Genomic DNA, 13,849 nt, shown 5'->3' on the forward strand with positions numbered 1-13,849 from the left:
GAGCACGCCTTACGGGCAACGGGGGCAGACGGTGCTGTCCCCCGTTCAGCGAAGACGCATCAACAAGCCTGTTCTGTTTCGCTCATCGCCTGCACCACCGCCCAGTGTGGTCAGTGAGCCGGACTCTCGCAGTTGGCGCAAACCCGCTGCGGTGTAGCCGCGGACCTCGGCGAGCCTATGCGCGGCAGACTCGCGTGCCGATACGGTCGCCAGTGTTTGCCGCACTCGCCAGAAGTCCGCGATGGCAAGGTGGGCATAGGTGCTGTGCAGCACGCCTTCGATAGGCCGCGGATGCGTGGAACACGGCGGATGGTAGCGCGGCTCGGTATCCGAGCGGTCGTACAGTTCGAATGCGTCCATCATCGCACCCAGCTTCACATGCTGAAATTCGTGCACCAGCAGTTCGGCGAGGGCGATCGGATCCAGCCGCAGAGCCGCGATGCCGACAGCGCCGAATGCCAATCTGGCCGAGGCACTTCGATCTGCCGGGCCGTTCACTTGCAGCGGCAACACGGTGCGCAAACCAGCGCGAAGACCGGCAGCGTATGCGGCAGATGGGTTTCGATGAAGTCGATAGCTCCAGCGAAGACTGCTTGCCACTGCCGCGCCTCGGCATCGCTCAGCCGCCCGGTGGGGTGAATCTCGCTGCCGAGGTACGGGAGCACGCGATAGGGGTCGGTGTCTTCCAGAGTGACAGTCGGTCCCGCGGCGGTCAGCCGACGCAACGGCTGTGCCATGGCGAGTCCCTCGACCTCACCGGTCTCGATCCATACCTGTTCCACCGCACCGGCTTCCAGCGCCCCGAACATCGGCAGCGGCGCCACTCCGTCATGAACGGGCACCGGTAACCGCATATCCGTGCCTGCCCGCAGCGCCGCACTCGCAGCGACCGCTTCCAGGTGATGGACGTCCGCAGGCGCGAACTCACCGTCGGCGGCTGGGCTGAGTTACGTCCGCCCGCGGTCAGATGCAGTCGCGACGTTATCGGGTCCCACTCCATGGCGGCCCGGTCGAGGCACGGACGAGTCGGATTCCGAATCTTCTCCGGATTCTCCGTCCATATCGGCGAAATCCTCCTGTCTGCTTCTGGCCGCGAAATCCTCCTGGACAGGCTCGAAGTAGCGGTAGATGGTCAGGCAGAGGATGAGCCAGAGGGCGCTGATGCACCAGCCACCGAGGATGTCGGTGGCCCAGTGGACGCCCAGGTAGATGCGGGACACGCCCACCGCGGCGACGAACGCGGCGGCGGCGGTCGCGGCGAGGATACGGCGGGAAGGGCGCACGCTGGGCAGGGCGATTACCGCGACGATGCCGACCACGACGAACGATCCGACGCTGTGGCCGGACGGGTAGGACAGGTTCTCCACGGAGATGAGATGGTCCTCGACGGGTGGGCGGGCACGGCCGACGAGGTTTTTGCCGCCGCGGACCAGTACGCAGGCGCCGATGCCCGCACCGGCGACGAGTGCCGCCGCGGGCCAGCGTCGCTGCCAGGACAGAACGAGGCACGTCAGGGTGGCCAGCACCGTCATGGCGACGGTGCCGCTCACCGCACTGACCGTTACCGCGATGGGTGTCAGCACGCCGTTGCGCCGCGCGATGGCCCAGTCGGTGATTGTTCGGTCGATTCCGCCGTGGCCGTCGTCGCCGAGTGCGACCACGGTGAGAGCCGCGATGCACACCATCAGCAACGCGGTGAGCACCCCGATTGCGGTGGGAATCCGGCGGGAGGTCACCCCTCCACGGTGCCACTACCGGTGCTGAGGGGTAACCGGGGGCCTTCACACTGCCGGGAAGTGCCGGATCATCGTGCCGATGTCGGCAGGCTGAAGAGCCGCGGCGAGCAGGCGCTACGCTCGTCGGCGTGCTGCTTTCCGATCGTGACATCCGTGCGGAGATCGCCGCTGGGCGTCTCGGCGTCGAGCCGCTGCTGGAGAACCTGATCCAGCCGTCGAGTATCGACGTGCGTCTGGACCGGATGTTCCGGGTGTTCAATAACACCCGCTACACCCACATCGACCCAGCGCAGCGGCAGGACGAACTGACCAGCCCGGTCGAGCCGGCAGAAGGTGAGCCGTTCGTGCTGCACCCCGGCGAGTTCGTGCTCGGCTCCACGCTCGAGGTGTGCACGCTGCCGGACGACCTGGCCGGACGGTTGGAGGGCAAGTCGAGTCTGGGCAGGCTCGGCCTGCTGACCCACTCGACCGCGGGTTTCATCGACCCCGGCTTCAGCGGTCACATCACGCTGGAGTTGTCCAACGTGGCCAATCTGCCGATCACGCTGTGGCCCGGCATGAAGATCGGCCAGCTCTGCCTGCTCAGGCTGACCAGCCCCGCCGAGCATCCGTACGGCAGCGCCGTGGCGGGCTCGAAATATCAGGGCCAGCGCGGACCGACACCGTCGCGGTCCTACCTCAACTTCCCGATTCCTGCGGCCGCGATCGACGCTGCCGAATCGTGCTGAGCCGGGGCCGGGTCCGCCTCGTCGACTGTGCGGAAGCGGCCCCGGCGGACGGCGGCGGGAACTGATCGCGGAGGTGATCAGTCCCCGCCGCCCGCTCCCACCGCGAGCGCCGTAGTAAGGATGACGGACAGCGGCGGAAGCGTGTCACCGCGGCCCGGCGGGCTGACCCAGAAGCACCCTTCCCGGGTCCAGCGGCCTAGGCCGGTCGGCAACATCACGGCACTGCCGATAGCGGGCAGTCCGATATCCAGCCGATTGAGCACCTCGAGCACCTGGGGTCCCGGTCGGCTGTCCGGCTCGGCGAGGAAGCTCCATCGGATCTGTCTGGCCAACATGGGACCCCTCATGCCCTGTTGTTCCAGTGCGGTGCGCACCTTTTCGGCACGTGCGGTCGGCAGGTGAACGACGCAGACGCGCCCGGTGACCGGGAGCATGGCGAAACCACCACGTTCGGTGACCGGCAGCCCGAACTCGTGCCGATAGAAGGCCACCCAATCGTCCACGGTCCTGAGCTTCTCGACATTCACGGCGAACTCCTTGCCTTCCCTCTCAATGGTCCCGTCGTGCCCGCTGATTCGGCATCGCCCGAGAGGCCGCCTTCCGCTGCCCTTCCGCTGCCTTTGATAGAGCACGTATTTCAACTGTGGCTCTGCTCACAAACGCCTCGTACTCTGGAAGGAATCCGTTCGGAAGGGATGAACCGTGGTCAGGCATTGGTCAGGCAGAGAGGCCCGAGCCCTTCGCGATGCCAAGCGGATGAGCATCAGGGAGTTCGCCGCCCATCTGGGGGTGCACGAACGCTTGGTGTCCAAGTGGGAGGCCGGGGGCGTCCGGGTCCACCCACGACCGATCAATCAGGCCGCTCTGGACACGTCCTTGGCCAGGTCCGACGAAGTGGTGCGGGCGCGGTTCGCGGCAATGATCGATCAGCCCGTGACCGATCGAAGCGTCCCGCCGGGTAACGATGCGCGGGGCGGCGCCTCGGCAGGCGGCCCGTATTCGACCGACGCGGATCTTCTGGCTCTCATAGACGCCGGTGCGATGAGAGGTGCTGCGCTAGCAGCGATTTCGGAGAGGGATCTGATCATGGCGGCTGCCCACGAGGCCAGCGAGCACGCCGGCAAGGCCGAGAGCACCAATGTGGGTGCGACCACCCTGGAACAACTCGACGCGGATGTCGCGCGGATCGCGAACGATTACGTGCACATCCCGCCGGTTCCGATGATGGTGGAGATGTTGCGGGTGCGACGCCGGGTGTACCGGCTGCTAGAGGGCCATCAGCGGCCCGCTGATACCAGCCATCTGTATCTGCTGGCGGGCACGCTCTCGGGCCTGCTCGCCAACGCGAGTACCGATCTCGGCTATTACGACGCCGCGGGCGAACAGGCCAGGGCAGCTTGGGCTTATGCGGAACTGTGCGGGCACAACGGACTTCGCGCCTGGACCCGCGGCATGCACGCGCTGATCGAGTACTGGTCGCAGCGCCCCCGCCGGGCGGTCCAGCTCGCGCAGAGCGGGCAGGAGTTCGCCGAGTCCGCGACCGCGCATGTGCGACTGCTCAATATCGAGGCGCGGATCTGGTCCGCGCTCGGCAGCGCCGCCGACACCGACCGATGCATCCGGGCCGCCGCCGACGCCCGCGAAATCGGCGCGACCGACGCCCTGCACGACGAGGTGGGTGGCGTCTTCGGTTTCAACGACGCCAAGGCCAACTACTACGCCGGAGCCACCTACATCCACCTCGGTGAGGCGGAGCCCGCGCTGAACGCCACCAAGCGGGCCATCGAGCTGTATGCGAAAGGCCCCTCCGAGCAGCGTTCCTACGGCGCGGAGTCCTTGGCGAGGGTGGACTGCGCGGCAGCTCACCTGATCAACGGCAGTCTGGACGGGGCGGCCGAGGCGCTGCATCCGGTGCTCGACCTCGACGAGGACAAGCGCATCGCGCAGCTGGAAGAGCGGTTGAACGGCGTGCGCAGACGGATCGCGACCCCGGCCTTCAAGGATGCGGTGGAAGCGCGGCATCTGGACGAGCGGATCGAGGAGTTCTGCGGCTCCACGGCGGCCAAGGGCATCCCGCCGGGCAACCCCTGTTGATGTATGACGCGTCACATTCAACCGCGCCGGAGCCGCCGTCGCGGCCACTGCTACCCGATGCTCGCTCGGACACGCGATTTATCCAGTTGCGACGGATGGCACCATGGGACGCGTGAGTCCTAGTCATCATCCGCACCGCCCCCCGCGTGTTCTGGAGCAGTCCACGAAGCTGCAGAACGTCGTCTACGAGATCCGTGGACCGGTACACGCGCAGGCGGCACGGCTGGAGGCCGAGGGCCATCGCATCCTCAAACTCAATATCGGCAATCCCGCCCCGTTCGGGTTCGAGGCTCCGGACGTGATCATGCGCGACATCATCGCCGCGCTCCCGTACGCGCAGGGCTACTCCGAATCCAAGGGCATCCTGTCGGCGCGGCGCGCCATCGTGACCCGCTACGAACTGGTGCCCGGCTTCCCCGAACTCGACGTGGACGACGTCTACCTCGGCAACGGCGTCTCCGAGCTGATCACCATCACCATGCAGGCGCTGCTGGACAACGGCGACGAGGTGCTGATCCCGGCGCCGGACTACCCGCTGTGGACCGCCATGACGAGCCTGGCGGGCGGCACCCCGGTGCATTATCTGTGCGACGAGTCCAATGGCTGGCAGCCGGATATCGCCGACATCGAATCGAAGATCACCGACAAGACCAAGGCGCTGCTGGTGATCAATCCGAACAACCCGACCGGCGCGGTGTACTCCGCGGAGGTGCTGCAGCAGCTGGCCGATCTCGCGCGCAAGCATCAGCTGTTGCTGCTGGCCGACGAGATCTACGACAAGATCCTCTACGACGACGCCAAGCACATCTCGTTGGCGACCATGGCGCCCGACCTGCTGTGCCTGACCTTCAACGGGTTGTCCAAGGCCTACCGGGTCGCCGGCTATCGATCGGGCTGGCTGGCGATCACCGGTCCCAAGGAGCATGCGGCCGGCTTCCTGGAGGGCATCGACCTGCTCGCCTCGTCGCGGTTGTGCCCGAATGTGCCTGCGCAGCACGCGATTCAGGTAGCGCTCGGCGGACATCAGAGCATCGAGGACCTGATCCTGCCCGGCGGCAGGCTGCTCGAGCAGCGCGATGTCGCCTGGGAGCGGCTGAACATGATTCCGGGCGTGTCCTGTGTGAAGCCGAAGGGCGCGCTGTACGCGTTCCCCAAACTGGATCCGAATGTGTACGAGATCTACGACGACTCGAAACTGATCCTCGATCTGCTGCTCCAGGAGAAGATCCTGATGGTGCAGGGGACCGGCTTCAACTGGCCCGACCACGACCATCTCCGGATCGTGACGCTGCCATGGGCGCGGGATCTCGCGGTCGCCATTGAACGCTTCGGCAACTTCCTTTCCAGCTATCGCCAGTAAGGACGGGTGCAGGGTAGGGCACGATAGACGCCCCGCTTCGAGCCGGTAAACCAAACCATATGTACGAATATCTGTCGGATTTGGCGACCGCCTAGCGCAAAAGAAGTACTTTTGTGTACAGTGGTCCTCGGCACCACAGAGTGCCTGGTCGGATTGCCTACCCCCCTGGGCACATCCGGCCTCGGGTTCGGCCGCCTACCCCCCTGGGCCGCCGGCCCGCGGGCGGCGGAGACATCCCCCTGCTCTCCGCCGCCCCCTCCAAAATCTCCCTTTTTCTTTTTCCGATCGGATCGCTTCGCCTGTGTATCGTGGCCGCTGCTCCGATCTTGAAAATGAGATCCTTTAGGCTCGGCCCGGGCAGAAACACGTCTGACAGGTAGGAGCGCGGTGAGCGACCACCACCATCACCACGATCACTCGGGACCGATCGCGATCGGTGCCACCGCGGCGCGCGTGGTCATCGGGTTACTCACCGTGATCGGCGTCGGCGTCGTCATCGGTGCGATCGCCATGTGGCCGAGCAAGCAGCACGTCGATATCCCGCTGCCGATGCAGAACGCCGGTGGCGGCGCGGTACAGACCGAAGCGGGCACCGTGGTGATGCAGGACATCGGCCCGTGCGGCAGCCCGTCGCTGGGCAAGGTGTTCCCCGACAAGCCCGAGCCGCCACGCACCAACGCCTACACCTGCCAGCGCAGTGTGATCGCGATCGAGTCCGGCCCGCACAAGGGCAACCGCACGCTGTTCGAGATCGCGCCCGGCCCAGGACAACCCGATCTGCGCGCGGGCGACGAGATCCGGGTGGTCCGCCAGACCGATCCGAGCGGAACGCCGCTGTACTCGTTCGAGGACTACTCGCGCGGGCTGCCGCTCACGCTGATCGCCCTGGCTTTCGTGGTGGTGATCATCGTGGTGGCGCGCTGGCGCGGCGTCCGTGCGCTGCTGGGCCTGGTATTCGCATTCGCGGTGCTCGTGATGTTCCTGCTGCCCGCGCTGCTGGACGGCAAACCCGCGATCCCGGTCGCGTTGGTCGCCGGCTCGTTGATCCTGTACGCCGTGCTGTATCTGGCGCACGGCGTGAACCTGCGCACGAGTTCGGCGCTGCTCGGCACGCTCACCGCGATGCTGCTCGCCGCGGCGCTGTCCTGGCTCACGATCGAGTTGACGAATCTGACCGGGCTTTCCGAAGAGCAGAACACCAACGTCGCCACCTACATCCAGCACGTCAGCATCACCGGGTTGCTGCTGGCCGGGTTCATCATCGGGTCGCTCGGCGTGCTCAACGACGTCACCATCACTCAGGCGTCGGCTGCTTTCGAGCTCGCCGCCATCGACGAATCCGCCACCCGGCGCGAGGTTTTCGCCGCCGCCATGCGGGTGGGCCGCGACCACATCGCCAGCACCGTCTACACCCTGGTGCTCGCCTACGCCGGTGGGGCGCTGCCGCTGTTGCTGCTGTTCAGCGTGGCGGGGCGGTCCATTCGAGACGTGCTGGCCGGTGACGCGGTCGCGATCGAGATCGCGCGCTCCGCGGTCGGCGGCATCGCGCTGGCGCTCTCGGTGCCGTTGACCACCGGCATCGCGGTGCTGCTCGCCCGCCCGTTCGGCGCCAAGGAGCCGAGCCCGCCGCCGCGGGCGCGGCACGCCCGGCACGCGCGGGTCTGAGCGGGCGTTCTCGGCAACGTGTTCCTCGGGCCTGCCATGTGAAGGCGCACAGTCGTGCAGCCATCGACACCTATGGAAACCGCCACGGCCCTGACGACTGCGGACCATGCGCTAGGTGCCCGTCGGCGGTTCGTGGTGGGGCCGCTGCGCACCAGTCAGCCCCGGCGGGATGCGGCACTACGTGCTGTGGCGTCGATCACCAAGCCAGGCCGGATCCGATTCAGCGTGGCGGCGGTGGTGGGAAGGGAAAGACCCCCGGTGGGATCGTGGGAACCACGATCGGCGGAAGGCCGGGCACCACAATGGTGTTCGGGCCGGGCGTCGGTGGCGCTTCGCTGGTGGTCTGGCGCCGATTGGGCGGCGGTGCGGCGACCGACTCGTGCGCGGATGGTTCCGTCGTGCCCGGCGCGACCGCGATCTGCGGATCGAGGATCGTGGTGCGCGGCGCGGTGGTCGGCGATAACGAGGGCGAACCCTCGTTGGTGTGCGAATCGCGTTCCAGCACTTGCGGTCCGTAGCCGAGGCCGAGCCCGATCGCGGCGACCACCGCGAGTGCGCTGACCGTCAACACGGCGCCGCTGATCTCGCGTTTGCCGCGCTGGGACGGCGCGGATAACCAGGCGGGCGAGAGTTCGTCGTCCAGTACCGGGCTAGCGGCGGGCGTCTCCTTGCGGACCGGCCGGGCCAGGAGCGCGGCGCCGCGGGCCATCACGGTCTCCGGGCTGTCCGGCACGATGACGGGCACGCCCATCCAGCGCTCGAGCACCTTGGCCACCAAGGGAATTCGGGCGCAGCCGCCGATGGCGAGTACCCCGTGCACCGGGCGGTCGGAGCGCACGATCACGTCGCGCGCCATCCGCGCCGACGACTCGATCGCCAACATGATCAGCGACTCGAAGTTCTCCTGCGCCAGCAGCACCAAGCCCTGCCCGCTGGGCAGCGCCACCGCCGTGTTGCTACTCAGCTGCTCCTTGGCTTCCCGGCACAGCGCGTCCAGTTCGGCCAGACCCGCCGCGTTGGGCGGGTGGGCGATCCGGCCGGAGGCGATCTGCTGCTCGCGAATCAGCGAATCGAGATAGTCGCCGCTGATGTCGCTGGTGCGTTCACTGTGCCGGACTTCACGGGTCTGCGTGTCGACCACGCTCACCGACAGGCCCGAGCTGCCGAGGTCATAGACGACCAGCGAGGAGATACCGCGAATATCGCCGGTGGCCTGCGCGAACTCCAGCGCGGCGATGATCTCCGGCACGAGTTCGTAGTTGGTCAGCTGCTGACGCGCCATGGCCGCGCGAATGGCGCGGGCGTGCTGCTCACTGCGGTAGGCGATCGCGGTGGCTCCGATTCCCGGCGCGGCTTCCAGAGTGACCCCAATGGCTTCGGCCGCGAGTTCTTCCACGCTCTGGCCAGCAACCGGAATGGTCTGCAGGTCGAAAGAATGCGGGGAGACATGCCCCTGGGGGTTGCCGGCATGCGGTCGCGCCATTCGGACAGCGCCGGCCCCCACCGAAACTCCCAGTACCGAACTCATCAGCTGCCCATCTCGTTAACACTTCACGACATGCGAGCTCGCACCGCACGTCGGCGGAGGAGGCGCGCTGGACGGACCCTACCGCCGGCGATCAGCTGTGCTTAAGGCGGACTGGTCATCTGTCTGGCAGTAGTCCGCCTCGCTCCGCAACTCTACGGTGTGCCGAGTCCCGCGTACACCCATCCGGCGTCTCTCCAGGTGGCACGATTGAGACAGTTCCGGCCGTCGATGATCGAGCGCGCCCGCACCACCCGGTCCAGATCCTGGGGGTGCAGCGCGGTGAACTCGTCCCACTCGGTGAGAACGAGCACGACATCGGCACGTTCGCAGGCCTCGGCGACCGAGGTCGCGTAGTTCAGCGTCGGGAACACCCGGCGCGAGTTCTCCAGTGCCTTCGGGTCGTACACGGTCACCACCGCTCCGTGCAGCTGGATCATGCCCGCCACGTTCAAGGCGGGGGAGTCGCGGACGTCGTCGGATTCCGGTTTGAACGCCGCGCCGAGCACCGCGACGTTGGCGCCGAGCAGCGAGCCGCCGCAGGCGCGGGCGGCCATGTCCACCACTTTGGTGCGGCGGCGCATGTTGATGTTGTCGACCTCGCGCAGGAAGGCCACGGCGTGGTCGGCGCCGAGTTCGCCCGAGCGGGCCATGAACGCGCGGATGTCCTTCGGCAGGCAACCGCCCCCGAAACCCAAGCCCGCATTGAGAAATCGGCGGCCGATGCGCGCGTCGTAGCCGAGGGCGTCGGCCAGCATGGTCACGTCGGCCCCGGTCGCCTCGCACACCTCCGACACCGCGTTGATGAACGAAATCTTCGTCGCCAGAAACGCGTTCGCGGAGACCTTCACCAATTCGGCAGTGGCCAGGTCGGTCAGCAGGAAGGGGATCTCGGCGGCGAGCAGGTCTGCGTAGAGCTCGCGCACCAGCTGTTCGACCCACCCGGCTGCGTCGCGGTCGCGGTCGACGCCAAGCACCAGCCGGTCCGGACGTAGGGTGTCCTTGACCGCGAAGCCCTCACGCAGGAATTCCGGATTCCACGCCACCTCCACGTCGGTGGAACTCAACGTGCGGGCGCGGTCCCCGAGCGCGGCCGCCGTGCCGACCGGAACCGTCGACTTGCCGACGATCACCGAAGGACGCTCCAGCATCGGGGCCAGCGTATCGACCACCGCGTGCACGTATTTCAAATCGGCGGCGTACTCCCCCTTTTTCTGTGGCGTGCCCACGCCGAGGAAATGCACCTCCGCGTGCGCGGCCGCCTCAGCATAGGAGGTGGTGAACCGCAACCGGCCTGCGTCGAGGTTGCGGCGCAGCACATCCTCGAGTCCGGGTTCGTAGAACGGCACCACTCCGTCGGACAGCTTCGCGATCTTCCCCGGGTCCACGTCCACCCCGATGACGTCGTGCCCGAGTTCAGCCATGCACGCCGCGTGCGTAGCCCCGAGGTACCCGGTTCCGAAGACTGTGCATCGCATGATCGATTGGTAAGCCCCGACAGTGGCCACGCCACGTCACCGAGGCAAGTGTCCGGGCAACAGCAGATGTACATGCGGCGACATCGGCAAGTGCGGCCCATCGACCCGGTCGAATCTGCGCCACGCCCGGCTAGCATCGGCGTGGTGCGACGTCATCGGTGGGCCTTGGCCCTGCTCGGTGCTGGTCTGGTGGTCGCGGTTGCCGTGGTCGCGCTCTGGCCGGTCTACGTGCGTCCACGGACCGACTCACCCGCCCCGGCGGACGCGATCCTCGTTCTGGGCGGCGCGCACGACGGGCGCGAACAACTCGGCCTGCGCCTCGCGCACGAGGGATACGCGCCGCGCGTTGTGTTCTCCGATCCTTATACCAACAGCGCGATGCTGAACCGCATCTGTCACGGCGGCTACAGCTTCGAGGTCCTGTGCTTCGATCCCGCGCCGCGGACCACCCGCGGTGAGGGCCGAGAACTCGCCCGCCTCGCCCGCACGCACAATTGGCGCCGGGTCATCGTCGTCACGTTCACGCCGCACATCTCCCGATCCCGCTACATCCTGCACAAGTGCTGGGACGGAGAACTTCTCTTCATCGACCCGCAACCCCGCCTCTCCGTGCCCCGCTGGGCTTATGACTACGCCTACCAGTCCGTGGGCTTCGCGAAGGCATTCTTCGAGGACTGCTAGCCGCCGGTCAAAGTGGTGGCGGGCGACATCAGTTTGACTCGATGAGAGAATTGACCGTACATTCTGTCGCGTGGCGGGATGTCGCCACGGAAGTGATCGGCGGACCCTCCGGGAGGGCAGATGGAATACGACTGGTCGGCGGAGGATCTGGCGTTTCGGGACGAGGTGCGCGCGTTTCTCGCCGCGAAACTGACGCCGGAGTTGCGGCGGGCCGGGCGCTTGGCGACGAGCGTGTATCCCGACCATGAGGCGAGCATGGCTTGGCAGCGGATCCTGCACGCGCGCGGCTGGGCTGCGCCCGCTTGGCCGGTGGAGCACGGCGGATGCGACTGGAGCCTGACCCAGCACTACATCTTCCATCGGGAATCGGCGCTGGCCGGGGCGCCGGCACTCTCGCCGATGGGGATCAAGATGGTGGCGCCCGCGATCATCGCATTCGGCACCGCCGAGCAGAAAGCGTTCTATCTGCCGCGCATTCTCACCGGCGAAATCTTCTTCTGCCAGGGCTACTCCGAACCCGAGGCCGGATCGGACCTGGCCGCGCTGACCATGGCCGCCGTCGACGAGGGCACCGACTTCGTGTGCACCGGCAGCAAGATCTGGACCACCCATGCCACCGAGGCGAATTGGATCTTCTGTCTGGTGCGCACCTCGCGCACGGGCAAGAAACAACAGGGCATCACGTTTGTGCTGATCGATATGACCTCGCCCGGCATCGAGATCCGGCCGCTGGTGATGACCTCCGGTGAACAGGTGCAGAACCAGGTCTTCTTCGACAACGTGCGGGTGCCCGAGAGCAATGTGCTCGGCCGCATCGATGACGGATGGACGGTGGCGAAGTACCTGCTCGTACACGAGCGCGGGGGAGCGGCGGCGCCCTACCTCCAGGTCATGGCACAGGACATCGCGACGGCCGCGGCGCGCCAGCCCGGCCGGGACGGCAATCCGCTGATCGATGACCACGCTTTCGCAGCGAAACTGGCCGACCTGCGGATCCGCACCGAAGTGCTGGAAATCCTGGAATACCGCACTATTTCCGCGATGGCGCGGGGCAAGAACCCGGGCCCAGCGTCGTCCATGCTCAAGATCCTCGCGACCGAACTCAGCCAGAGGCTCACCGAGCTGGCGTTGGAAGCCGCCGGTCCGCGCGGGCGCGTGTACCAGCCGCACGCGACCGAACCGGGCGGCCCGATCGCTCGATACGTTCCGCCTGCCGATGGATACCTCAGTGGCGCGGACTGGCAGGCCGTCGCGCCGCTGCGCTATTTCAACGACCGGGCGGGCTCGATCTACGCGGGCAGCAACGAGATCCAGCGAAACATTCTCGCCAAAGCAGCATTGGGGCTCTGATGGACTTCACACTTACCGAGGAGCAGGAAATGCTCCGCTCCGCGATCGCCGGATTCCTCGGCGTCCGCTACGACCTGGAAGAAAGCCGCGCGGCGGCGAAATCCGATGTCGGCTGGCAGCCTGCGATCTGGCGGGGGTTCGCCGACGAACTGGGGATTCTCGGCGCGACCCTGCCCGAGCGGGTGGACGGATCCGGCGGAGATCCGGTCGAATTGATGGTGATCGCCGAGGAGCTCGGCCGGGCGCTGGTGGTCGAGCCGTTCATCGACACGGTGGTCGTCGGCGCCGGGCTGTTGGAACGCTGCGGTGGCGACCAGGCCGACGACGTGCTGCGCCGAATCGTCTCGGGTGACGCGCGTGTCGCCTTCGCCGCCCTGGAGCCGACCTCCGGACACGCGCTGTACGACGTGTCGACCACCGCCTACCGCGACGGCGATTCGTGGGTGCTCGACGGCGCGAAGGTGGTGGTTACCGGCGCACCGCTGGCCACACACCTGCTGATCACGGCGCGCACCTCCGGCGAGCGCCGCGACAAGGCGGGGATCTCCTTGTTCCGCCTGGAATTCGACGCGAGTCGTCCGCCTGCCGGAGTCGAGGTGCATTCTTATCGGACCGTCGATGACCGGGTCGGTTCCGACCTCGTGTGCACCGGCCTGCGCCTGCCCGCCGACGCACTGCTCGGCACGGAGTCGGATGCCTGGGCGGTGATCGAGCCGACCATCGCGGAGGCGACCGCGGCGATCTGCGCCGAGGCCGTCGGATGCATGCGGAAAGTGCTCGCCGACACCGTCGACTACACCAAGCAGCGGCAGCAGTTCGGTCAGCCGATCGGCGGCTTCCAAGTCTTGCAGCACCGCATGGTCGATATGTATATCGAACTCGAACAAGCCATTGCCGCTGTCTATCTGGCGATCCATTCGTTGCGCGCCCCCGCCGTGGACCGCGCGCGGGCGGTGTCGGCGGCGAAAGTCACCATCGCGCGGGCGGCGCGGTTCATCGGGCAGAACGCCGTGCAACTCCATGGCGCGATGGGCATGACCGAGGAATTGGCCATCGGCCACTATTTCAAGCGCCTCACCGTGATCGAGCACGAATTCGGTTCCAGTGACGAACATCTCGCCCGGTATGCCGCGCTGACGAGGCCGTAGATTCCGACACCGGGGGCTCGATGGCGCTGGCCACCCTCGATCGCGGGTGCTGCGCCGGCCTCGGGTACGCCAGCCCGTCTCGCG

At 67.0% G+C, this 13,849-nt stretch carries 13 protein-coding genes; 7 read left to right on the top strand and 6 right to left on the bottom strand.

Going from position 1 to position 13,849, the window contains the following annotated elements; translation table 11 throughout:
* Positions 1-45 precede the first annotated feature (45 nt).
* From AB0M45_RS00785 to AB0M45_RS00795, 3 genes are all read right to left on the bottom strand, one after another.
* On the bottom strand, positions 46-513 hold the full coding sequence (locus tag AB0M45_RS00785) for an HEXXH motif-containing putative peptide modification protein (protein ID WP_364321747.1): 468 nt from the start codon (positions 511-513) through the stop codon (positions 46-48).
* Complete coding sequence (locus tag AB0M45_RS00790) at positions 495-842, bottom strand: hypothetical protein (RefSeq protein ID WP_364321064.1); 348 nt, start codon at positions 840-842, stop codon at positions 495-497. Before AB0M45_RS00790 ends, AB0M45_RS00785 begins: the two co-directional genes overlap by 19 nt.
* A 105-nt stretch (positions 843-947) precedes the next feature.
* A complete protein-coding gene (locus AB0M45_RS00795) occupies positions 948-1,736 on the bottom strand; it encodes a phosphatase PAP2 family protein (protein ID WP_364321067.1) in 789 nt (262 codons plus the stop codon).
* 128 nt (positions 1,737-1,864) lie between these two features.
* Between AB0M45_RS00795 and dcd the strand changes: the two genes are divergently transcribed.
* Positions 1,865-2,464, top strand: coding sequence for a dCTP deaminase (dcd, locus tag AB0M45_RS00800; RefSeq protein WP_364321070.1), 600 nt, complete (start codon positions 1,865-1,867; stop codon positions 2,462-2,464).
* A gap of 77 nt (positions 2,465-2,541) precedes the next feature.
* Here dcd and AB0M45_RS00805 read toward each other — a convergent pair whose 3' ends face one another.
* Positions 2,542-2,991: a hypothetical protein gene (locus AB0M45_RS00805; protein ID WP_364321073.1), complete on the bottom strand. Its 450-nt coding sequence runs from the start codon at positions 2,989-2,991 to the stop codon at positions 2,542-2,544.
* 229 nt (positions 2,992-3,220) lie between these two features.
* Between AB0M45_RS00805 and AB0M45_RS00810 the strand changes: the two genes are divergently transcribed.
* The 3 genes from AB0M45_RS00810 to AB0M45_RS00820 all read left to right on the top strand — a co-directional run bounded on the left by AB0M45_RS00810 (position 3,221) and on the right by AB0M45_RS00820 (position 7,583).
* Complete coding sequence (locus AB0M45_RS00810) at positions 3,221-4,558, top strand: XRE family transcriptional regulator (protein ID WP_364321076.1); 1,338 nt, start codon at positions 3,221-3,223, stop codon at positions 4,556-4,558.
* A 103-nt stretch (positions 4,559-4,661) separates the two neighbouring features.
* Positions 4,662-5,918 (top strand): pyridoxal phosphate-dependent aminotransferase, encoded by a 1,257-nt coding sequence (locus AB0M45_RS00815; RefSeq protein WP_364321079.1) that lies wholly within the window; start codon positions 4,662-4,664, stop codon positions 5,916-5,918.
* A gap of 387 nt (positions 5,919-6,305) precedes the next feature.
* Positions 6,306-7,583 carry a YibE/F family protein gene (locus AB0M45_RS00820; RefSeq protein ID WP_364321082.1) on the top strand — a complete coding sequence of 426 codons (1,278 nt, stop codon included), beginning with the start codon at positions 6,306-6,308 and terminating at the stop codon, positions 7,581-7,583.
* Positions 7,584-7,803: 220 nt separating this feature from the next.
* Here AB0M45_RS00820 and AB0M45_RS00825 read toward each other — a convergent pair whose 3' ends face one another.
* Both AB0M45_RS00825 and AB0M45_RS00830 read right to left on the bottom strand, forming a co-directional pair.
* Entirely contained in the window at positions 7,804-9,066 is a 1,263-nt protein-coding gene (locus tag AB0M45_RS00825; RefSeq protein WP_364321085.1) for an Hsp70 family protein, read from the bottom strand.
* A gap of 197 nt (positions 9,067-9,263) precedes the next feature.
* A complete protein-coding gene (locus AB0M45_RS00830; protein WP_364321088.1) occupies positions 9,264-10,586 on the bottom strand; it encodes a UDP-glucose/GDP-mannose dehydrogenase family protein in 1,323 nt (440 codons plus the stop codon).
* A gap of 144 nt (positions 10,587-10,730) precedes the next feature.
* On the opposite strand from AB0M45_RS00830, the gene AB0M45_RS00835 reads away from it, so the two are divergent.
* The 3 genes from AB0M45_RS00835 (at position 10,731) to AB0M45_RS00845 (ending at position 13,765) form a co-directional block, all read left to right on the top strand.
* Complete coding sequence (locus tag AB0M45_RS00835) at positions 10,731-11,267, top strand: YdcF family protein (RefSeq protein ID WP_364321091.1); 537 nt, start codon at positions 10,731-10,733, stop codon at positions 11,265-11,267.
* Between the two features lie 120 nt (positions 11,268-11,387).
* Positions 11,388-12,617 carry an acyl-CoA dehydrogenase family protein gene (locus AB0M45_RS00840; RefSeq protein WP_364321094.1) on the top strand — a complete coding sequence of 410 codons (1,230 nt, stop codon included), beginning with the start codon at positions 11,388-11,390 and terminating at the stop codon, positions 12,615-12,617.
* On the top strand, positions 12,617-13,765 hold the full coding sequence (locus AB0M45_RS00845; protein WP_364321097.1) for an acyl-CoA dehydrogenase family protein: 1,149 nt from the start codon (positions 12,617-12,619) through the stop codon (positions 13,763-13,765). Before AB0M45_RS00840 ends, AB0M45_RS00845 begins: the two co-directional genes overlap by 1 nt.
* Positions 13,766-13,849 lie beyond the last annotated feature (84 nt).

It is taken from the genome of Nocardia sp. NPDC051787, from assembly GCF_040681325.1.
GTDB lineage: Bacteria > Actinomycetota > Actinomycetes > Mycobacteriales > Mycobacteriaceae > Nocardia.